Below are 21,311 nucleotides of genomic sequence, written 5' to 3' on the forward strand. Positions count from 1 at the left end.
GGCTATGCTGAATTGAATGCGCGTATCTCAGATAGGCAAATAGATCTTAAGACAATGTGATTATTCTCGTAATCCGGCACATCTAACCATACTGGCATGGAACCAGTTAGCAAATGGAAATTTCGGTCGACGAAATCGTAACTGCGACGGCTGCAATCCTCATTGCCTCCCTACTCCAGCCACTTCTCCCAGAGACTATCACTGATATCGAACCCCTCACCTTCCTAAACAATCCGTATCTCCGGGTTGTGCTGATAGCCATAATTGCGTTTGCTCTGCTCTGGTGGCTTCTGTCCTGGGCCCGGAACACGTTCGGTAACAGTAGTAGTGATGGCCGGTCCGCTGCATTCGTCGCCACAGCTCGAGGGAAGCCGCGGCGTGACGTCTCCGAGTGGGAGGTCGATAAGTTCGGCGTGAAATGGCGAGTGCTGCACGGCCGCCAGCGCAGTCTTGGTGACGCCTACGCGTATGCTGACTCACCTGTCTGCCCGGAGTGCGGTACTGAGCTGATGACAGACACGAAATCGCGGCGGTTCCGGGATGACAAACCGATCTGGAAGTGTCCCGGCTGCGGGTTCACACAAGAACGGCCATCACGTTTCCTGTATGAGGAGTCAGATGCGGTAGAGCGCGAGGTCGAACGCGAAGTTCGTAGTTCGTGATCCTGTAATACGACCGGTCTACTAATTGATCCGGTATTTTATGACAGATCATGGTACAACTACATGGTAATGAGGCGACGACAATCAGTTTACCATCTCTTCTCCGACCAGTCGATCCACGAGTACCGGCGGGAGCAAGAGACAGAGCTGAAGGACGAAATCAAGGAACTGTCCAACAACGAGCTGCAGGACAGTACCGACCTCTTGACCCTGATATTCACGTCGAGATACACACCGTCCCCGATCCAGCTCAACGACTACGACCTAGAACAGGCCGGCGAGGTCGAGAAAAAGATCCCGCGTAGCCAAGGCCTGCCCGGCCTCAATCAGCGCGGCCGGTCCACTAAGACGTACCAGCGGATCCGTGTGAAGCTGCCATTCCACGGCGACCGCGACCTCCTGCATATCAATCCCAGCTCCTCGAAGCTGAACAAACCGCGTTACAACGAATTGAACCGGAACGAGGTAGTCTACTACGTCGACTACACGATTGGGAACAAGGATGCGGAACAGATCCAGGACGAGATTCAATCCGAGGTTGACGAATGGGTGGACAAGGTGGCGTGGTTCGTGGAACAGCTAGAAGATGATATCGCGGAGATTGAAGAGCAGCTGCGGCGGACCGCCCGCCGCTCAATTGAGGAACGGCGGGAGATCGTTGATACAAACCATGCGGTGATGGCCGAACTGGGTGTCGACACCGGTGACACCACGGAACCTGGATATGTAGTGCCGGAGAAGAAGCGAGAGATTGAGCTGCCGTCACCGGCCGCAGACAGTGATGACGAGGTGCTACAGGAGCGGACCTTTATTGAGGTCTTGGATCTGCTTGATGACTTGGGACGGGATCTGGAACGGTCCGCTACGCCGGTCCGGGGTCTGGATGAGGAGTCGCTGCGCGATATTTTCCTGATGGGGATTAATTCGCATTACTCCGGGTTCGCGACCGGAGAAACGTTCAATCGTGGTGGGAAGACGGATATCCTGCTCCGGTACGATAACGAGAACCTGTTCATCGCAGAGTGCAAATTCTGGGATGGACCATCTGTATATGCCGACGCGGTTGACCAGCTCCTAAACAACCTGACCGTCCGGGATTCACACGCTGCACTCTTGATCTTCTCACGGCGTCAGGACTTCGGGACGGTTGAGGACCGGATATGGGAGGCGACGATGGATCACGACCGGTACATCTCTGAGGTGTCGGAGATTGCAGATTACAGCGTATATCGACTGGAGTCGGAGAGTGGGCATCCGGTCAGAGTCGCAGTGAAAGCATTTGATGTCCGGGAATAGGCATAGTACGACTGGTCCAGTTCTTCTACTCCCTCGATGCGAATAGTGATCTACGGTAGTCTAAGAGAAGATAGCAGAAGCTTCTTTTTCATCGCAGGATACCTATTGATAAATGAGGTCTTCTCGCCGCCGTTTTCTCGCGACATCTGCGGCTGCCCTCACCTTCCCAGTTGTGGGTGGGGCGCGGGTAACTACAGCGGAACAATCCGATCAGACCACACCATATAGCCTGGAATCGGAGCCCGTTGACCCGGTGATGGCAGAGATCTACGGCGAGCTCGAGCTCCCACAGGATGACCCGTTCTGGACATGGGACATTCCCTACTTCTCGGACGATGCCATCATCGAGTACGAGGTCCGGCCGAAAGACGGCAGCCATCTTCCGGACGTGCTGGTCGTGGACGACGATGGACTGAAAAAATACCGGACACAGGTCGCGTCGATTCCCCTATACGATACCCGATCGCGGGACCTCGGCTGGTTCGGATCGGTCCCCTGGCCAGTCGTCTATTTCGACAACATCCCGCGAAAGCTAGACCAGGTGCAGTCATGGAATGTGGAAGGAGGGATGGTCGACATTGAGACGTTGGACTGTCTGACCAATGCCCGGCCTCGGCGTGATGCGAACGTCATCGCTGGCGGCGACTATCATCTGGTCTTTGACTGGACCGACGAGGTCCTGTCTAGTCCGGGAAGCGAAGATGTGACCGTCGAGGTGTCCGCCCGCGTCCGCCGAAACAAGCCGGAAGAAGCGGCAGAAGTAGCTCCAGCGCAGGTCTCCACCCTCTACACGACAGTCGGAGCTGCAGAGTCGCCGGTCGTCGAAGAGATGGTACCCGTCGCTGAAGCAATCTGCAGTCGGGTCCCGGACAAGATGAAAACATTGTCCGTCGCAGATGTGCAGACGGAGGCGCCACGCGCCGTGGAGGTAGTGGCCGTCACACGAATCGTGTTCGCGGTCCTCGACGACAAACTCGGGTATACGCCGACATTCGTCCGGAAGCTGCTAGATGGTGCATCTACATGGGCACGATGGGGACGGTCGGCGCTCCCGATCGTCAACAGCATTGACCACGTGATTGATGATGCATGCCGCGTTGTGGGAGCAGAGCCAGGCGCGGTGACGGATGCCGTGGAAGATTTCCTGCTGAGCCTGGGTATTCTTGTGGCTGACCTGTTAATGGCGAAGTTCGGCTTGGTAAGCCGTGTTGCGTCTTTCGCCGTGAAACGGGCGCACACGTATTTGCTCGGGATTATCGGTGAAGTGCTGGGACTCAAAGCGTATCTAGTGTTGCTCCGAGAGCTGTACAACCTTCTCGAAATGGGTATTCAGCAGATGCTCCGGAAAATCAAGTCAGTTACTCGTGATATCGAGAAACACGGGTTCCTCACGGATGGCGAAGTAGCTACCGTGCAGGAGTTTGAGCAGGAAGAAGATCTTCAATCGCTTGATTCTGGGTGGGATCTACGAGTGGGACCGTTGAACCCCAGTCCGGAATGCCAGTCGTAAACCGAGTTACCTGATGGAAGTACGAGAATCCCGCTACCGGTACAGGTTTTCCCGGTGCTGCGCCTCGTAGACAACGATCTCGTCGGAATCCTCATCAACGTCGACGAAGACACGGTAGGAGCCCCAAGAGAACTTCCCGGTGGACTGGCCGCTCCACGGTGAGTAGTTCCAGTCGTACGGCGACCGCCACTCGCAGGTGGCCACCTTCTCGAGCTTCTGCGTAAGGTAACGCTCCGCGTCGCTACCGAGGTTCTTGAAGACCGTTTCGGCGTCGCGAGCAAAGGAGATGTTGTAGGCCATGGGTGGGTCATGGCACAGCCACAGTAGCAGCTGTGCCATACGTGGTTCACCCTGTGTACGGACCGGTCCACATCGGCCCGCGATGGTTGTAGCCTACTCTGTACCAGTACCTACAGCGAGGGGGCATTTTAATTTACTGCGAGAAAGCATCACATACTCTCGTATACTATCCGTTGTCCGTAAAAGCTACCATAATTATTATATTTCATGGGAGGTGCAGTTCGAAGAGATAAGAATCCACGTCATGCACTATTCAGGGCCTGTATTGCCTGTTTTCGTCCGAGTTAGGGTAAAACTCCACAAGTCGCAACGAACTACCGTCAACTGCTGTGATTCACTGTTGTTGAGTTTCGCCCAGGAAATAACACCTATTCTCTCGAATTCGGGCCTCTCACCGCCTCGTCAAGCACAATTTTCCCAGACAACCGTGTCTTGACCTTCGTCGAGGCCACCACTACCGCCTGAGAACTGCCCGACGGCCCTCTTGTCTAATCTAAACCTGTTTCAATGCACTTTGTACTTCCAGAATCATCCAAAGGAAGGCCAGGGTACAACGGTGCAAACGCCGCTGGCTCTCTCCGGCCGAGGGGCCGTCAGACGACAAGATCCCATGGCAAATATATCAGATGTCACTCATTGAATAATGATGCGATTCGCAGTGGAGTTTGTCGCCCCCGAGAGGGGCGAGGGGCTATCACGCCTACTCAACAACCATGTCTTCAGAACATGAACAACAGCGATCACGACCACCTAGTGAGCAAACGAAACAACCGAGCGAAGAACCGTGGGCAGATCTCGAGCTGACGCTTCCACACACCAGAAGTCCGACTGCCATCGTCTCATTTGTCGAGTGTGCACTCGTCGAACTCACCCACGAAGACGTCGGAGCCGAGTTCGTCTCGACGAGCATTGCAGGAATGAATCGGACACAGTTCATCGCCGTCGACGACGTCGGTGAGGAGTTCAAGAAGCGGTGTTTCGATGCGCGTCTCGGCTGGCACGAAACAACAGTCAGCCGCAAAGCAGTTCGCGACGAGCTGGTCAATCGCCTCTCACAGCGGTCGTCACAGGGCGGTGAGGTAGGTCAGAATGACGTCGTGGCCGCTCAAGACAGGTTCCAAGTAAAACCAGTTCGGGAACTTCGAGTTCAAAAGTAGATCCTTAACCAACACGAACCCAATTACCACGCCTGTTGTTGGTTAAGTCTAGTTGATGATGGAGGCATTCCAGTCTGCACTACGGTGGGAACGATTCCTCGAAGCAAGGCCTACATCGACAGCCACGCAAGAACGAGTATGTCCAACAGCGAGTCCCCAGATGATGTTTCCTCGTTCGAGGACGCGTTTCGCGGTGACGATGGCGAAACAAGCGACGGCTGGACACTCGACGACGTCTATAGTGATCTTTCCGATTGGGCGACTACCCGCGAGGAAGAGCACGCTACGAACGTGCCCGCCAACAACACGCCAGTACCGACCGCCAAGAAAGATACGTACGGCGAGTGACGCTGCAAGGAAGAAACGACTATTGGCTAGCGCGCGAGAGTCTCGAATGTGACTGACGACGTCGCGTATCCTTCGGTCGAGCTCGTTCTCGATCTCCACGAGCAGATCGTTGAAGAAGGTGACGCCACAGAACCCGGAATTCGATCGGAGGACGCAATCGAATCTGCAGTGCAGTACGTCTCTGAAGGATACTTTGGGGAGGTTCCACAGACACTGCATGAAAAAGCGGTGCATCTGATGCGTCTTCTCGTTGCAGATCATCCCTTCGTCGACGGGAACAAGCGGACTGCACTCCGAACAGTGGTTGTCATCTACATGCTGAACGGACACACGTTCGACTACGGCGACGAAATTCGGGCCTTACTGCACCGCTTTGCGACCGATGAAGCCGCTGTCGACACTGAAACCGCAGTGATTTACTTCCGAGCGTGTGCTCGTCGCAACTGATAAAGGGACACAATGAGTACGTTCAATACAGAGATGGCGTCCAGCACCGATTCCTCGGCAACGGTCGACGAAGAAGTCCGCCGACTGTACGAGCGGTATCAGGCGGCCGAGAGCGACGCCGAACGTCACGAGATCGCCCTCGAGATGGGGAAGCTTGACGGACGCCGCCACGCAGAGATCTACGCAGCGCTTGAAGACGAGTGACTCAACAGGATTCTTAGCGCCTCGTTAGCTATCGACTAGCGTGTCATAAAATCGTTCACAGCGGCCAGGAAGGATGCGAACGTAGCGATGGACTGATAGAGCTTGTCGACTCATCACATATAAATGGAAGACATCCCACAACCAGCAAGCGAGCCGTACTCTGTCGGCGAACGGGTGCAGATCTACATCGGAGCTGACGATCCTGATTCCCGGTATCACGGTGTGGTTTGTGAAGTTGTTGAAATTCTCACAGATGACCTCGGTAAAGAAACTGGACGGGGCATAGATACCTATTCGTACACTCTTCGAGACGTAGAGACGGATGAACAGATACCCGTTTCATTCCGGCAGCGGGATTTAGTGCCGGCTAAGTGTACTCAATAGAGGCCCTGTACTGTTCGTTTTCGAATCCTGTGAGAAGCACTCTATGACACTCTGGAAATATGAATTGATTCTATGACATGCTCATCGACGGCTGTTTTACTATCCAGTGACGACGCCCTATGACCAAACAACCATCACGACGTGTTCTGGCTTGGTTTGTGACGTCATCGACGGTCAGGCCATGAATCGTGTAGGACGAACAGGACACTCGCGATAGCCTGTTTTTCTGCGCCAGAAGGCGTGGAGCGCGCGTTAGCGTGCTCGATGGAATTCTCATGTCTAAACCCGAACTCAACGACGACACGAGTGCCGACTACGAACAGTTCGAGGCCGAACTCCTCGCCCAAGATCAAGACGCCGCCCGCGTTGGGACGGCGGACATGGACGATTCGGAGGCCCGTAACTTGGTCAATGAGCTCCTCGACGCGGGCATCGTCATCCCAATCGCTGAAAAGCGCGTGCTCGTCCACGAACCCAGTAGTGAAGCGTTCGAATCGATTACCCAACTCGCCGTCTTCCACAAAGGCTGGACAGTCGCTTACAACGCCGGCGAGGAGACGGCCTGATGCAGCAGACACTCTCGGGGTGTGCCTTCTGTGAGACGCTCCCCGATGCTGGCGCTGGCAAAGCACACACGTGGGGGAAAGAAGAGCGGGTCACCCACCAGATCTGTGTCGACTGTGCAATTCAGGCGCAACCCGATCCCGATGAGCGCGATCACCACGCCTGCGACGGGTGTGGGCTCGTCGTTGACACGCTCGCAGCGCTCACCCGGTTCCGCGTAGAACTCGGACATCTCGAGGGGCCGCTGCAGCTTTGTGTTCACTGTAGCCCCGGTGGGCCCGCCACATACTGGACGCGCGACCTCAAGGAGCACCTCGTCGCGGCGCCAGTGGAGTAGCCCCTGATCGCAGGGTTTCAGTGATAACGTAGTCAAGAAGCGCTATGCCACACGCATCAAGCTGAGCTACCGGTGACGTCATCCGCGAGTTCCTCTCGGCCACATTTCTCCTCGAAGAGTACTTTCGAATGAAGGACCTCCTTTCCAGTCAACCCTTGTTTTCCCTCTCGCTCACCCACCTGGAACTCGTTTTTCGCGCCTGAAGGGTGAGGCGCGACCATGTGTGCCTCGAGATCACTAATGAGTACAGATCAGTCACTCCAGAGCGGATCGTATCGAGACGACCAATCCCAGACGGACACGAGCGACCGGGATCGCAGTTATCCAGGTGACGTTGCCCGCCTCAACGGACATGAACTCATAGCTATTGACGAGTGGCTTCCCGGAACTGAGCCATCACCGTATGAGATCGACCTTACAGGAGGCTATGAATACCGCACACGCTACTGGCGCTGCAGAAAATGTGGGCAAGAACGCAATCGTCGAGACGAATTCACCAACCCTTGTGAGAACACCCAGCCACCGACTGCACTCGAGGTAGGCGGCTACTCTGTCGATGAGCCACGAACCCGTCGCGCGCTAAGCGAGGATATGGACGTTCGTTTCGCCAGCGTGGGGCCAACCTACGAGGTCGTCAGCGGGAGTGGGAACACCTACATGATTGACGTCGAAGCGGAGACGTGTACTTGTCCGGATTGTGAACAACGCCAGCCCTCCGGTGGTTGTAAGCATCTCAGACGCGTCGATCTCGAGATTCGAACTGGGATCACTCCCGCCCCGGATGGGACATTCAACCGGTGACTGTGGGTTGAGCCGCTCGTCCGCTCGAGATAGTTTGTCGCCCCCGAGAGGGGTGCGGGGGTTCGACTGAAGCCACCGCAGAAACCCATGCGAACAAACAACGTAGCACCAGCGTCGCCAGACGCTGAGACGACATGGCTCCTGAAGCGAGGTGTTGCCAGATGACCAGATATAACGAGTGTCGGTTACCGACCTGTACGAGACTCACCCGCGATCGGGCAGGATACGCTGGCCGATTCTGTTCGGACAGCTGTGAAGTCCGCTATGAGCATCTGCAGGCAGACGCTCGAGACACAGCTCAGGAGGATGCGTACTGATGCTCGAGCAGATTGATCATCGAGGCAAGCGCTTCACGATCGAGGACGACGATATTGTCGGCGAACAGAGAATCGAACGCCGACGGCGGGCAGTTGCCCTCGAACGACAGGCCCAGCGAGAACTCCGCGAACTCGAGCGGGCGAAAGCAGTCGCTGGTCCAGCCGGGATAAATCCCGATGTCGAGGTGCTCGACCGATGATGCCAGAGGTGCTCTGAAACCTGCACTGTCGCCTCCCGTTCTCTGGATCCCCGTCCGTCCTCGTCCTCTAACCGAGGTGGACTCGGGTGTGAGACTGTCCCGTTGCTCCCTCATCCTTACACTAGCACGACGCGTACGCTGACTATGGACTGACCCGCTACGACTCTTCCCTCACGCTTGAGAGTGCGTCTGCGCAATCGATGACTGCCTCCAGACCCGTAGACTGGGCCGCTACGACAGCTATGGAATTCAATGCTAATCGGCTTAGTTGATCGGAAACCGGAGGAGCGCTCCAAGACCCCCGAATGCAGTATCGAACTGGGCACCTCGGTCTGTGTCAGTCGACACAACGAGACACTCACCGCCTTGGTCGGTCGTCGCTGCCTCCAATTCACGAATCTCTGCTGATGGCCGTGCGTCAGAAACGATGAGGACGTCGACCGCTCCGTAGTCGAGGGCGGTTCGCGTTTCCTCAGCACCGTAAGCGACATCTTCACCCTGCCCCAGCGCCGTGAAGAACCGATCGAGAGCCTCCCGTTCCCGTCGGCGCTCAGCATTAGACAGCACGTCCTCGGCGCGCTCAACGAGCTGTGAGAGCCCCTGCTTGGTCGCGTACTCAATCGGGTAGACGCTCAGTATGTAGTTCCGCAACTCGTGGTGGAGATAATCACCCTGCTGAAACTCATCGACGGTAATCGTCGTACCGCCGAGGAGGATGCCATCGACAGTAGGCTCGTCGAGGAATGTCTGTTCGGCAGCGTCGGCAACCTGCTCAAAGAACTCGTGTTTCTGGCGATTCCGCTCACGTTCGAAACGCTGCGCACTCTGACCGCCTGCACGGGATTTCCCCATCACCTGGCTCTCGAACGTCCGGATGGAAACGATGCGTTCGCCGGCGAGGCGGCCGAGAGCGGCACGGCCCCGTTCGAGGACAACCAGACCGTACACCTCTGACGGGGTGAGCGCCTGCTCGACGGGGGCGGTCTCGAATTCAGCCGCACAGCGGTACAGTGAGACGTCGACGGGAACGTCGAGATCGTCGAAGACGGCGTCGTGCAGCTCACCGTCGACGACACCAGCGTAGATGACGAGGCCGCTTGGTGGCGTTTCTTCGCACGCTTGCAGAAGGCGTCGGATGCGTCCAAGAGCATCCTGGACGTGGGTTCGTGTCTGATCGGATTTGATGTTCGCAGCCTGTGCATATTCGCGGTCGATGCGCTCACGGACTGCATGGAGTGATTTGTCTGGCGGAACGGCTACGGTGATGAGTTCGGTGCCCTCGCCACGGTAGTTTCTGAGCTGGTCGATTCGATCGCGGAGTTCGTACTCGGTGGTTTGCATTTGTATCGGTGAAAGCGGCGTCGCTGCTCGATGAGAAGGCGATACACCCGTCGGCGCCGCGACCACCTATGAAAGAACAGAGCAAGCGCTCATCGTCCGCACGTTCACCTGTTGCACCGGCGGTGTATGGTGCATAGATGGCTTTCGCGTCGGTGCAGAATAATGCTTACGTCGAGACTGCGGGCGGTGGCCGAGAACGGATAGAAAGCCCTCGGCCGCTCGACATCCCGCGACCCACGCTGCGCTCCTCGTACCTGCGGTGCTTGCGGAGTCGGGGGACGACCGAGACAGCCTCGCCCTTTCTGAGTCCACCAGGATGTCGGCTGTGTCACTGAGCGTCGAACCCGGTTGAACAGGTTCTTTGTTACGGCACGCCCCGCTCGCCGCTTCCGCCCTCCGCATCGCTCGCGACCGACCATTCCGGGCATGCGGCGAGCAAGCTCGCCGTTCCGGGCTGAAATGAATCTGGTCTCGACGCCAGCATTAAGCGCGTTTTCGGTTGCGCCCCTCGCAGGCTTTCGCGTTCCAGCACTTTGGGCCGCTCCACGCGGCGAGTCATGCCACGACTCGCCGTGCTCACGACCGTCGCGCTGGACACGGACCCGCAGTCCGGGCCGGACGCGAGAAACGGCTTAAAGCTGGCCGCTCGTTCCGGGCGGGTCGGCGCGCGGTTCTGGTTGGATAACCTCCCCGAGGCGCTCTCGCTCGCGCCCCAAGGGGCGCTCACGAAGGCGCGAGCGAGAGCGCACAGATGGTTCTGTCGGTCGTCGTCGTCGGAAAACCGCGATGTAGCAGCATCGCGGTGTCGGGCGCTGAGCGCCTTCGGAACTAGGTTGAGTTCCAATGTCAAGTAAGAACGTTACCAGTGAAGTAGTTTCGGTCGATGAACAAGCATTCGAAAAAGCAGACGAAGCGGTGGTCGACGAGGACGGCTTCGAAGTCGTCGATGAGACACCGGAGTTCCAGGCAACGGTACAGATGGAGGTGCAGGCGAAGGTAGATGCCAACCACCCGAACGGGATGGTCGACACCAGTGACGAGCGGATCTACGGTGCGACTCTTGAACAGGAAGAACGCATTCGGGCGCGAGAGGCGGAGCTGGAGCGCATCAGTGCCAGGGCGGAGATGGGGACCCAAGAAGGTCGGGAGAAACGGACTCGAGATATCGCGGCGAAGCGGAGTGCTGAGCGACGTGTTGAGTTCCAGAAACGGGCAGCGAGCGTGGACCCGTGGGCGGATCCGGACCGAGACGATCCTCGTGCAGAACTGACGCAGGAGCAGTTGGCTGTGGTGAACAAGCAGTCAATGCGGCTGGCCGAGAAGCTGGATGGCTGGTCGCGAGCAGCGATTGGTCGGCGAATGGGTGAAGCCGTCGTCGATGGGAAAGACCTGATGAGTGCAGTCGTCGGGGTGTTCGAGGAGTTGCAGACGGCGCCGGGACAGGTGGTTCCTATCGGGATGCTCGAGGGCGTCAATCGGAAAGAGGTGAGTATCAAAGGTACTGTGACGCAGCTGTGGGAGCCGTCGAGTTCAGCTATTTCCCAAGTGGGACTCATCGAAGACGAAAGCGGACGGACGAAGTTCACCAGCTGGGTTGCGAGCGACCAACCCTGGATTGAGGAGGGGGAACACGTTCGGATTCATGGAGCGGCGAAGAACTGGTACAACGGGCGCGTCTCGGTGGCTCTGACCGGCTGGAGTACCGTGCATTTCCCCGAGCGCGGTCGGTGGTGGGAGTAGCCGGTCGTCGCACCCTTCTTTTTTTGCTACTGCCGGACCAACCCAGGCCCCTCCTCCCCACCCTCCGCTCCGTGCTCGCTTTGCTGCGCGCGCAGCCACGACCTCGAGAACAAGTCCAACATTTGAGCAAGAAACTGGGGAAGGAGTACGCGATGCGAGCGAATGTGTCAGACCCACGACTGGTACGGGCGTATCTGCGATCATGTTGAAACGTTCGTGGATGTTCTCGGTTTCTTGGAGCCGAATTCTTAGTCAGTGTACTCCGCTATGGAGAACTGCTTCCCGCCCTGTTTCTCCAAATACTCCTGGACCGTGGTCTCACGGAGATGTTCTTCCACGTCATAGAGCTCGGAGATGTCTCCCCGGCTGAACGAGTACTCGTATTTCCCGATGTCGTCGCACGCATTTCTATGCCGAAGGTATTCTAGGGTCTTCCTCACCATATCAAGATCCATATCACGGTCATAGTAGTGGGGAACCCTACGGGGTGTCATCTTCACAGTCTCGTTGTGTTTGAACTGTTCCGGCAGGATAACTTGGGCAAGCGATACTGCCAAGCTCTCAGGTTTGATTTGTCCAGTCAGAAGGAACTCTTTGCTCGGGGTTGGAGGCAAGTTGATTCCGGTGGAAACAATGCTGTGGAAGGAGTCGTCTTGTGCTAATCCGTCTTCGAAAAGGAGTTTACCGCCTCTGCTCTGTGAGAGGATGCCGCATTTGTCCTTGATGTCATCGTAGATATCTGCACCGGGTCCTCCTGCCTTAGCTGACTCTACGGCGTCTTTGTCAAAAACGAGATGATGTTCGAAGTGGTTGAGATTACGGGTGGAAAGATGGACTTCTCCTGCTCTGCCTTTTTTCCGGATGAAGTCTTCGACGGCCTCTAGGTTCAACCGTTGGTAGTCTTCTGCTCGGCGACGGTGTTCTTCGGTGACTCGGTCATCTGGTTCTACGTTGACGAAGACGACGGTGTCGCCGCTGTAGAACGTGAATTCTGGCCGTGTGAACACGTCGTTCCGGTTATCGGGGACTGGGAGAAATGGACCGACGAGTTTGAAGCCCTGAGACGCGATCCCACGATTACTGGTATCGCTTTTTATAACTGAGTGGAAGAGGTTCAGAGCGTTTATTTTCTCTTTTTGTTCCAGCCATCCCATGGTTAGACAGTAATCTTCTCCGAGTGCTTCTTCACCCGATAATTAGTGCTGAGTTCTCTGTGGATAATGGAGTAAAAGTCGCTGAGGCTGGCAGCTGTCGTGGTTGCCTTGGCGTGGAGCAGGATGTTCGTCTCGTTGATCGTGATTTCGAAGGGTTCGTTCCGTTCTCCGTCGAAGACAAAGAAGTTGCCTTCTTCCCACTCTGAAAAGTCGTATCGGTGTTTTCTATCGAGGATGTTTTCCCGAAGCCCTTCGACCAATTGCTCGAACGACGGAGATTCCTGATCCGGGTCCGTTTTCTTGTTGGGTATGTGCTCAACCAGTTCGACTGTGGTGTAGCCTTCAATGGCGAATCCACCGTCGACCGCTACAGAATCTGGTGTATTATCGTCGGAGGGGGCGGGTACGTCTTTCGAGTCCTCTACATCGAAGTCGGAGAGCTCTTGTATGGCCTGTTCGTCCCTATAGGACAGCTTTCTTGGCGCGTATTCGACTTCGAAGTTCTCCTGATCCTTTTCGACGTATTGGTTGGTGAGTTCTATTGTGGTATCGTTCCCAAAGCCGGGTTCCGATTGCTGGACACGTGGAATCGAGCCGTATCCGTCCCGGTTTGCTGTTCCCTCAATTCTCGGGCTGTTCGTCTTGCTGAATTCCAGTCGGGTAGGTTGGACTCCGTAATCGTCTTCCAGATCTGTTAGATACCGTTGTTCCCCACCGTGGAGCTGGATGCTCATATCTCGGTCGTCGAAGACAGTATCATATTTCGCGGTGAAGCCGTCGATGTTGCCTTCGACTTTGTTGACGATATCGACGAGGTCTTCTGAGGAGAGGAATACTCTATCTAATGAGGGGAGGTAGCGAATCAGTTTCTCTACGGTTCGTTTGGTCCAGTGACGTCGTTCGACTGTGAAGACCCGGAGATAGTTATTCTTGAGGTAGAAGATGAAGTGGTCGTGACGGTCGTATTCCGGCGTGCTGATTCGGACGTAGGAAGTGTCCTCATTCAGTTTTTGTTCTTCGAACAGATGTTCCTCGAAGAAGGTATATTCGTAGTCTTTCAGGGATTTATCTCGGAGTTGGGTTTCCACGATCGCTGCCAAGTTTCCAAGTTCGTATTCGTTACCGCGTGCGATGAAGAACTTCAGCTCCGGAGTTTTCGTCGTTTTCTTCTTTTTTTCTTCAGATATCTCTTCGTCGGTTCGAGTTACAAAATCAACAAGTTCGCCGACGATCGTGTCGATATCTTCCCCGGTCAGGTTTTCCAAGTTTGGTTTCATAGTGATGGGGGTTTAACCTGTGGTTCTTGTTGTGTTTGGGGAGGGTGTGCGGACTGCCATTAGCGAGACTCTTTCCGCTGGGAACAAAAAGATGCATGATGACTTTATCGGAGAGGGTATGGAGGCGTTCAGGCTTTGATAGCGCCGACTTTGTCTGATTCTTTGGATTTTCTTACGGCTCTTTCGTTGGCGGCTGAGGACAGTTTCAGGTTGGCATCTCCGTTGGATGATTTAATGGTGTAGATTGAGAGGTCGATTTCTTTCTGGTTTCCTTTGGCGTCTTTGTAGCGGAGTTGTGTTGCGATTTCTATTTCGTCGATGTCGCCCTCTGATACAAAGATGTCATTGATGGCGTCAGCGATGTCGATGGGTTCGTCTTGGCTGTGTTCTATGTCAGTGACTTCCGCTGGGACGGAAAACTCTACTTCGTCTTCCTCGGGGGATATACTGCCGCCGGACCCAGAGCTCCACCATACGCCGTCTTCTGTTCTTCTGAGTGGGCGGCTGTGATTCGTGTAGCGTTGGTTATCGGTGTCGTAAGAGATCAGGAAGTGGAGTTGGAGATCAGTTGCTAGTGAGTTACCGCGGTTAACTATGGTGAGTTGAAGGGATTCGGTTTCGGAAATTTCGGGATTAGAGCTGTGGTCTTCGAGGGTTTGCTGTGTGACGCCGACAAGTGGTGTATATCCAGCATCCATGATCTGTTTTTGTTGGTTCATCAGGACTCGTTGCCGGTCTTGGGTGCGGAATTGTAGGAGGTAGGCGAAGAGCAGGCCTGCGGAGAGGATGATTGAGGCGAGGCCGTCGTTGGTGCTGGCCCATGATGTGACGCTGTTCACGAATTGCTCTCCGGCATAGATACAGAGGTCGATTGCTACTGCGGCGAGGAAGATGATGCCAAGGAGTTCGACCCAGCGGGTTTTGATGGAGCTCCAGACTTTTGATCGCAAGCTGTCGGAGCTGTCACCATCCATTCTTATCTACATCAGTTCCTTCTGTCGACGATATAATTTTCGAAGTAGTAACTCGATCACGTTGAATAGATTTCGTTTGGGTGCTGGATAGTTGAGTTTGTGCTTAAGAATTGTATCTTTTCTGGAGGTCGCTGTATTTATAATATATGTAAATCTTCATAACGTCGTGATTCAAGAACGCGAAATCCCTTAGTAGGTACGTCAATCCCTCGACAGAGTCTATTGTTCCCTCAAGGGGTGAGGGGTTCGCCGTATCGGCGAATCTCCAAAAATTGATGAGAAAACATGGCGACTAGAGATATCTACGAAACGAGCTTCGACGAGGACGTACAGACGAACTCCAGCACGAACTCATGTCCCGAGTGCGATGGCTGGATCACTACCAACTCGGTCGAAACCAGCTGTGTGGACTGTGGACTCGTTATTGACGAACAACGAATCGATCACGGCCCTGAATGGAGAACTCACGATCAGGACCAGCGAAAGCGGACGGGTGCTCCACTTACAGCAGCACGTCATGACCGAGGACTTTCGACCGAGATCGGTCGCTGGAAAGATGCGAACGGGAACAAACTCTCCGGACGAAAGCGCCAGCGGCTATCCCGAATGCGGCGTGAACAGACTCGTAGTCGCTTCCAGTCGAAAGCCGAGCGAAACCTCGCACACGGCCTGGGTGAGGTCCGAAGAATCGCGAGCGTCCTCGAGCTCTCAGATTCGGTTCGTGACCAGGCGTGTCAACTGTTCCGGAGCGCTCAAACCGAAGACCTGCTACGAGGCCGATCGATCGAGGCGATAGCGGCAGCAAGCGTCTACGGGGCCTGTCGATGTAACGGCCACTCACGGCTACTCGACGACCTCGTCGACGCGGCACGCGTTGAACAATCAAGAGTCACGAATGCCTATAAGACGTTGAATACAGAACTCGGACTGCCGACCCAGCCTGTTCGCCCCAGCGAATTTATCCCTCGTCTCGCGTCAGAACTCGATGTTCCAGCGTACCTCCGACAGCGAGCTTGGAGGTTGGCTGAACAGTCGGAATCGACAGGAGTAGCGTCGGGGGTCAAACCATCAGGATTCGCAGCCGCCTGTCTGTACAAGGCGGGTCGTGAAGAGGGATGGTGGCTGACGCAAGCGGAAGTGGCGGAGGTGGCGAGCGTCACTGCAACGACCATCCGGTCGCATCAAGATACGCTGAAGGAATTGGCTGTCTGAAGACGCGATCTACGAGTTTTCTGCCGATTCAAGTTCGGCGTTGATCGCCGAGATTTAAATACAGAGACGAAGGAAGATGTTGCCAGACGACTTTATGAATGGACGACAATCTGATTTTGAGGAACTACGACCCCTTGGCGAAGCGAACCACGTTCCCGACAACCAGCTTTCTGGACGAGGCAACACAGGACAAGGAGAGGGAATGCGAAGGGAAAGGCTCGAATCGTATCCAAATCGAACGGGATCGACACAGAGCGAGTGTTCCTCATGTGGCGCTTCGATTTCTGCTAACCGCACCAAGTGTCGGTTCTGCCTCTCAAATCATCTCGATGAAACCAGTGATGAGAGTACCACCTCGGATACTGAGTGGACACTACTTCATGTCGTCTATCTCCTCGTCGAGGCCTCGACGTTCTACGCCGCCGTCGCGAAAGGTGCTGCTGCAGCCACGCTCCTCACGAAGGTTGACAGGGACTCTGCGGTCGGCGACTGCCAGCTAATCTATGACCTCGATACAGAGCCCGCTGCACAACTGACCGACAAGTGGCCCTCGCTGCCCGAAGCAGTTCGAGTCACCTCCGAAAGCGGTGAACAGCTACTCACAGTCGCTCGTGAGCGGACGGGACAGACAGATTCGACGCAGTCATGGAGTGAGGGAGCGCACTCTACGTTTCTCTACGATGAGGGAGGGTACGACGTTCGCAACGAAGATCGGCTTACAACCCTACTGGAGAGTGCCGAAAACGATTTCTGGTTGGTGCCAGCCATTGCACTCCAGCGCGCCGTTACCGACGAGCATTCGGAGGATCGTCAACCCAGCGTTCCCTCGAAAACACGTCTTGAGTGTCGCAAGTGCGATCGGAACACTGTGCATCAGTTCCAGGAATTCGAGTCTATCCCAGATGACGAGTGGTCTGGCCAGCCGATGTGGAATTGCCAAGTGTGTCAGTCACCTCGTCACGGACCGGAACCCCAATAGATGATCGGCTGAGCAGTATCTTAACCAACGTAGAATGTAGATGCCAGGAGTTGTTGGTTAACACTTGTTGCGTACGAACGTACCGATGGCCAGTACACGGTCCACTACTCTCACTGGGGCGCAGCAAACTTCAAACTGAAGCACCGTATCACGGCCGATACCCCGTTGGTGATGAGGACACCGACTCGAAGTGGCCGAAACAGCTCCTAATGAGTCTACATCCAAGATGGCGAAACCGGACCACGCATAGAGCTATCTGGTTTCTTGAAATTCTCAGCACCTAAGACAGCCTGTACACCGAATACCCAGAATCCAGTCATCCCCGGGAGTTCAGAGCGGGAGTGCTGTCGAACAGAGATAGAGGTTACAGCTCTTCTCCGCTACCGAACACACTCCCATCGTCTATATCAGCGGGAGCACTACTAGAAGGCGCGTTCTGGGCGTCATCGTACGCCTCCCGCCAGAGTTGGTCAGCCTTCAAATTCTCAGCGTCGTGCTCCGTGTGCCGCTCTCGAATCTTCGTCAGCACTGGTGTGTTGACCGCATCCCCCGAAATGACTGCTTGGCCCTTGGTCAAGCCAGGGAGCTCATCGAGCACCGCTGCGCCGGCGCCCTCAACGGAATCGCGGATTGCTTGCTGATCGTTCGGATTTTTGATCTGCATCGTGATTTGGGTACCGCATTGTGAGAGGACGGTTTGGTCGAGTTTTGACGGGCGCTGAGTAATCAGTCCGGTCCCGATCCCGAACTTCCGACCCTCACTGTTCACCTGTCGTATGATCGACAAGGCCTGTGAGTCTCCATCGGGAGCGAAGCGGTGTGCTTCCTCGAATAGCGTGAATACAGGGTGTTCGATCGGTGTCCGAACGTCGTCTGGGTCACCGACCACGACCGCCTCGCGCCCCTCGTAGAGTTTCCGGAGCAGGACGGCGGCCATCACCTGCTGGTCGCGGCGGGAGAGCCCGTCCATCCGAAGGACGGTCACTTGACCAGGGTTGACGAGCGCGTCAAGGTCGAGTCGGTCGTACGCATCGAAGAAGTCCGACTGCTGGAGGTTACGATTGATTCGCCATTTCAGACCGGACGCCTCTCCGTCCGGATGGTTGCGGTGGCAAGCCTGTTCGAGGTCGTTCACAGTAAACGCGTCCTCGCTCCGAAGATCGTCGTAGGCGTCACTCAACACCGACGACATCCGTTCGGTTGGGTCAAGGATCGAGCGTAAGTCAGCGTAGGTCAGGTCAGCCAACTTCACCGAGAGCTGGTCGGGCTTTCGGATCTCGGCCGATGGCCGGTATCCATCCGCGCCCTCGAAAGCGGGATGGTCGCACATCTGGTCCAGACTGTCGTACTCGCCGTGAGGGTCGAATACCAGAACCGAAGCGCGTGTGGCAGGCTTGAGCATCTCCTCGAGGAGTACGCTGGCAGTGTAGGACTTTCCGCTGCCCGTCGAAGCAAGGATAGCGAGATGTGTCGCCGCCACCTCATTGACCGGTAGCTCGACAGTCACCTTTTCATCAGCCCGGTTCAGCAGCCGACCCATCCACGCCATGCCTGGGTCGGGATCGTCTTCCTCACGGAATCCGGGTGGTGTGACGTTGGGGATGACCACCTCCAGCATCTCGCCGGGGGCACGGTAAAGTCGCGTGCCGGTATCAGGTAATTTCCGTGGATTCCGAAACGACTCAAAGCCTGGGTCGTAGTAGCCGATTACCTCTGCCGTGATGCAGTAGAGTTCTCCACCATCCGCCTCGGCACCCAGCGCCGTTGCCACCCGTCCAGCATCCACGTCCGGGTCCGTCATGAATGACGCTGGGAGCCCTGCTTCCCGTTCGCGGTCACTCACTCGTGCCAAGACCACTTCGTCACTATTACCTCCGGTGGACTGGCTGTACGCCACGAACTCGCCGGTCGACACCGCCTGTCCGTCCGGCGCTGCAAACACGAACTCGCCGACTTCGTCTCCCGGTTCGATGACAGTCCCGACAACGGGCTCAGCTGCCAGCTCAGCTGCATCCACGACCGTCGTCCTGTCACCACTCATTGGAGTACCCCCCGGTTTACATTGGCCTGATGGGCGACCTTCCGTTCGATTACATCCAGAAGATCGTCGTACCCCTCAGTCGTCTCGTGCAGTCGTTCAGCAATCGCACCAACGAGCTCGGCTCCGAATGTCCCGGCGACCTCAATCAGCCGGGGATAGTAGGCCAGCGAGAGGTCACCATCGACGAAGTGGAACATGCGAAAGGTGGCTTCGGGACACTGGTAGACGGTCGTACCGTGGCCAATTGCGAATGTCGGGATCGAGTGGTCCGGCGTTTCAATTCGGTCACCATCGCTCGAGTCGCCGGTAGCAGTAGCAGTACCGAGGAGCGCAATGCCGATGAGGGTCGTCGGTTCGTCGACAAGACTCGGTCGGAACTGGTCAGTAGCGCCATCAGCACCGAGCGTCGGGCCCAGACCACCCATTCCGGGGTCGATCACCTGCGTGCCGTGGACAACGCCGATCGCCACTTCTTCGGCATCACGTCGACCCATCGGCATCACGACCGGCTGGCCGAATCCGTAGTCGGTGACGTCCGGTGGATCGTCGGCGTCGCGGTCAGTCAGGATTGTCGCAGTGTAGTCAATAGTCGACTGCGATTGAGCGATACTTCCAAGAGCCTTCGCGTCGGGGAACGTGGTTCGAATGGTCATCGTAGTGTTGTGTAGGGTATCGTATTTGTTTGTTCGTGGGAGGGTCGCCTAGCTGAGGTTATTCCGATCATCGGCGACGACGCTTGCTCCGATCTTTGGGGTTCCACTCGATCGGAACCTCAGTATCTTCGCCTAGCCGGAAGAGCATCCGAATCAGGCGATCCCGGTCGCTTCCGGTCAGGACGGCCTCGCCGTCGGCCACCTGTATCGCCTCGGGGTAGCCCTGGCCAACCGCGGCTTCCGCCTGGACGGCTTGAAAGGCGTACTCGAACATGGAATTGCCCGGCCGTCCGGCCGGCGCGTCCGTCTCACAGAGCCACTGTGGGACTTCGAGGCGGTCCAAGCTCTCACCCTCGCCGAAGTCCGCGTATGCAAACCGGAGGCGATCGCCGAAGGCGTACTCTTCGCCGTGGTAAGTGGTTCGCAACTTCTGGAGCGAACGGTCCCGCTGGCTCTCAAAGAGTGCGGTTCGACTGCCCCATGTGTCGAGCATGGGGGCGAAGATGGCGGCATCGCGCGGTAGCCCCGTGTCGCCGAGTCCTGTAGGGCGGAGTTTTTGCACTAAGTCGGCCACGTCCGACGACTGTGAGCCGGCAATGTACCCGACGACAGGAACCTCGTTGGCGCGACTCGTGGCGAGCAGAGCCGCCATCGAATCGAGATACCGCTGGCGGGTCTCGTCGTCGAACAGGTTGGCGAACGACACCGTTAACGACCCGTCGTAGATGACGACCGGCGGTGGGTCGTGCTCCGCGTACTCCTCAATCAGTCCACACACAGTCTCAGTCTCACGTTCGTACCGGGCGTGCTGGACCTGGCTCTCGTCGACGTAGGTGTACGACCCGTCCTCGGGACCGACAACGACCTCCGTCGGTGGGAGCACTGCCGATTTAGTGTCGAGAGCATACTGCCCATCGGTGGTATGGTGGTTCACGTAGGAAGCAACCTGCACGAGGCCGACGGGTACGTTCAATTCGGTTGTCGGCTCGAGTTCCGATCCATCGACCGCAATGGTCGGCAGGCCGTCGAGGACATCGCTCGCCCACCGCCCGGCACTCTCGTGGGAGGTCCATTCGGTCGCGGGCGGGAACGAGACGGTTAACTCCTCCAGCCCATCGAACTCGGCGGTCGGAAGCGCGTCGGCATACGTTCCCGTGACGGCATCGCGGACCTCCGTAGCGGTCGACGATGCTAGTTCTTCGAGGAGCGCCTCACGATAGACGGCGGCCAGCGACCGGTCACTCGAAGTGAAGTCCGCGAGGTCGTCGCGGAGTCGTTCCAGCTGCTCGCTCACTGTGTGGGGATTCTGGAGCATCTCAGTCCTCCCCCACCTCCGATTTTGGTGAAGGCGATCTCCCAGCGTCCGCGTGAGCGTCGGACACGACGAGAGACTCGCGGTCGGGCTTTTCGAGG

Annotated in this window: 21 protein-coding genes and 1 pseudogene; 14 read left to right on the plus strand and 8 right to left on the minus strand. The window is 56.5% G+C overall.

What is annotated here, in order from left to right; translation table 11 throughout:
• The first annotated feature begins 113 nt into the window (after positions 1-113).
• From OB905_14200 to OB905_14210, 3 genes are all read left to right on the plus strand, one after another.
• Complete coding sequence (locus OB905_14200) at positions 114-662, plus strand: hypothetical protein (protein MCU4927116.1); 549 nt, start codon at positions 114-116, stop codon at positions 660-662.
• 69 nt (positions 663-731) lie between these two features.
• Positions 732-1,958, plus strand: coding sequence for a hypothetical protein (locus OB905_14205; GenBank protein ID MCU4927117.1), 1,227 nt, complete (start codon positions 732-734; stop codon positions 1,956-1,958).
• A 256-nt stretch (positions 1,959-2,214) separates the two neighbouring features.
• Positions 2,215-3,468 (plus strand): hypothetical protein, encoded by a 1,254-nt coding sequence (locus OB905_14210; GenBank protein MCU4927118.1) that lies wholly within the window; start codon positions 2,215-2,217, stop codon positions 3,466-3,468.
• A 33-nt stretch (positions 3,469-3,501) separates the two neighbouring features.
• Here the strand turns inward: OB905_14210 and OB905_14215 are convergent, their stop codons facing one another.
• Complete coding sequence (locus OB905_14215; GenBank protein ID MCU4927119.1) at positions 3,502-3,807, minus strand: hypothetical protein; 306 nt, start codon at positions 3,805-3,807, stop codon at positions 3,502-3,504.
• 674 nt (positions 3,808-4,481) lie between these two features.
• Here OB905_14215 and OB905_14220 point away from each other — a divergent pair.
• The 8 genes and pseudogenes from OB905_14220 to OB905_14255 all read left to right on the plus strand — a co-directional run bounded on the left by OB905_14220 (position 4,482) and on the right by OB905_14255 (position 8,527).
• Positions 4,482-4,925, plus strand: coding sequence for a hypothetical protein (locus tag OB905_14220; GenBank protein MCU4927120.1), 444 nt, complete (start codon positions 4,482-4,484; stop codon positions 4,923-4,925).
• 204 nt (positions 4,926-5,129) lie between these two features.
• Positions 5,130-5,236, plus strand: a pseudogene (locus OB905_14225) (sugar-specific transcriptional regulator TrmB).
• An 85-nt stretch (positions 5,237-5,321) separates the two neighbouring features.
• Positions 5,322-5,720 (plus strand): type II toxin-antitoxin system death-on-curing family toxin, encoded by a 399-nt coding sequence (locus OB905_14230; GenBank protein ID MCU4927121.1) that lies wholly within the window; start codon positions 5,322-5,324, stop codon positions 5,718-5,720.
• Between the two features lie 12 nt (positions 5,721-5,732).
• Positions 5,733-5,924 (plus strand): hypothetical protein, encoded by a 192-nt coding sequence (locus OB905_14235; GenBank protein ID MCU4927122.1) that lies wholly within the window; start codon positions 5,733-5,735, stop codon positions 5,922-5,924.
• 659 nt (positions 5,925-6,583) lie between these two features.
• The gene (locus OB905_14240; protein MCU4927123.1) at positions 6,584-6,874 is read left to right on the plus strand and encodes a hypothetical protein; all 291 of its coding nucleotides are present in this window, start codon (positions 6,584-6,586) and stop codon (positions 6,872-6,874) included.
• Positions 6,874-7,209, plus strand: a complete 336-nt coding sequence (locus OB905_14245) for a hypothetical protein (GenBank protein ID MCU4927124.1) — start codon at positions 6,874-6,876, stop codon at positions 7,207-7,209. Before OB905_14240 ends, OB905_14245 begins: the two co-directional genes overlap by 1 nt.
• A gap of 240 nt (positions 7,210-7,449) precedes the next feature.
• Positions 7,450-8,010: a hypothetical protein gene (locus OB905_14250; GenBank protein MCU4927125.1), complete on the plus strand. Its 561-nt coding sequence runs from the start codon at positions 7,450-7,452 to the stop codon at positions 8,008-8,010.
• 316 nt (positions 8,011-8,326) lie between these two features.
• Positions 8,327-8,527: a hypothetical protein gene (locus OB905_14255; protein ID MCU4927126.1), complete on the plus strand. Its 201-nt coding sequence runs from the start codon at positions 8,327-8,329 to the stop codon at positions 8,525-8,527.
• A 264-nt stretch (positions 8,528-8,791) separates the two neighbouring features.
• On the opposite strand, the gene prf1 is transcribed toward OB905_14255, so the two are convergent.
• Positions 8,792-9,868, minus strand: a complete 1,077-nt coding sequence (gene prf1 / locus OB905_14260; GenBank protein ID MCU4927127.1) for a peptide chain release factor aRF-1 — start codon at positions 9,866-9,868, stop codon at positions 8,792-8,794.
• An 843-nt stretch (positions 9,869-10,711) separates the two neighbouring features.
• Here prf1 and OB905_14265 point away from each other — a divergent pair.
• On the plus strand, positions 10,712-11,608 hold the full coding sequence (locus OB905_14265; protein MCU4927128.1) for a DNA-binding protein: 897 nt from the start codon (positions 10,712-10,714) through the stop codon (positions 11,606-11,608).
• A 248-nt stretch (positions 11,609-11,856) separates the two neighbouring features.
• On the opposite strand, the gene OB905_14270 is transcribed toward OB905_14265, so the two are convergent.
• From OB905_14270 to OB905_14280, 3 genes are all read right to left on the minus strand, one after another.
• Positions 11,857-12,762 carry a hypothetical protein gene (locus tag OB905_14270; protein ID MCU4927129.1) on the minus strand — a complete coding sequence of 302 codons (906 nt, stop codon included), beginning with the start codon at positions 12,760-12,762 and terminating at the stop codon, positions 11,857-11,859.
• Between the two features lie 2 nt (positions 12,763-12,764).
• Positions 12,765-14,027, minus strand: a complete 1,263-nt coding sequence (locus OB905_14275; GenBank protein ID MCU4927130.1) for a hypothetical protein — start codon at positions 14,025-14,027, stop codon at positions 12,765-12,767.
• 140 nt (positions 14,028-14,167) lie between these two features.
• Complete coding sequence (locus OB905_14280) at positions 14,168-15,013, minus strand: hypothetical protein (GenBank protein MCU4927131.1); 846 nt, start codon at positions 15,011-15,013, stop codon at positions 14,168-14,170.
• Between the two features lie 285 nt (positions 15,014-15,298).
• Between OB905_14280 and OB905_14285 the strand changes: the two genes are divergently transcribed.
• Both OB905_14285 and OB905_14290 read left to right on the plus strand, forming a co-directional pair.
• The gene (locus OB905_14285; GenBank protein MCU4927132.1) at positions 15,299-16,225 is read left to right on the plus strand and encodes a transcription initiation factor IIB family protein; all 927 of its coding nucleotides are present in this window, start codon (positions 15,299-15,301) and stop codon (positions 16,223-16,225) included.
• A gap of 76 nt (positions 16,226-16,301) precedes the next feature.
• On the plus strand, positions 16,302-17,204 hold the full coding sequence (locus OB905_14290) for a hypothetical protein (GenBank protein ID MCU4927133.1): 903 nt from the start codon (positions 16,302-16,304) through the stop codon (positions 17,202-17,204).
• Positions 17,205-17,568: 364 nt separating this feature from the next.
• On the opposite strand, the gene OB905_14295 is transcribed toward OB905_14290, so the two are convergent.
• From OB905_14295 to OB905_14305, 3 genes are all read right to left on the minus strand, one after another.
• The gene (locus tag OB905_14295) at positions 17,569-19,245 is read right to left on the minus strand and encodes an ATP-binding protein (protein MCU4927134.1); all 1,677 of its coding nucleotides are present in this window, start codon (positions 19,243-19,245) and stop codon (positions 17,569-17,571) included.
• Positions 19,242-19,898 (minus strand): hypothetical protein, encoded by a 657-nt coding sequence (locus OB905_14300; protein MCU4927135.1) that lies wholly within the window; start codon positions 19,896-19,898, stop codon positions 19,242-19,244. The genes OB905_14295 and OB905_14300 overlap by 4 nt, the downstream gene beginning before the upstream one ends.
• Before the next feature lie 67 nt (positions 19,899-19,965).
• A complete protein-coding gene (locus OB905_14305) occupies positions 19,966-21,213 on the minus strand; it encodes a DNA double-strand break repair nuclease NurA (protein ID MCU4927136.1) in 1,248 nt (415 codons plus the stop codon).
• Positions 21,214-21,311: the final 98 nt, after the last annotated feature.

The sequence above is a fragment of the Halobacteria archaeon AArc-dxtr1 genome (assembly GCA_025517425.1).
GTDB lineage: Archaea > Halobacteriota > Halobacteria > Halobacteriales > Natrialbaceae > Halostagnicola.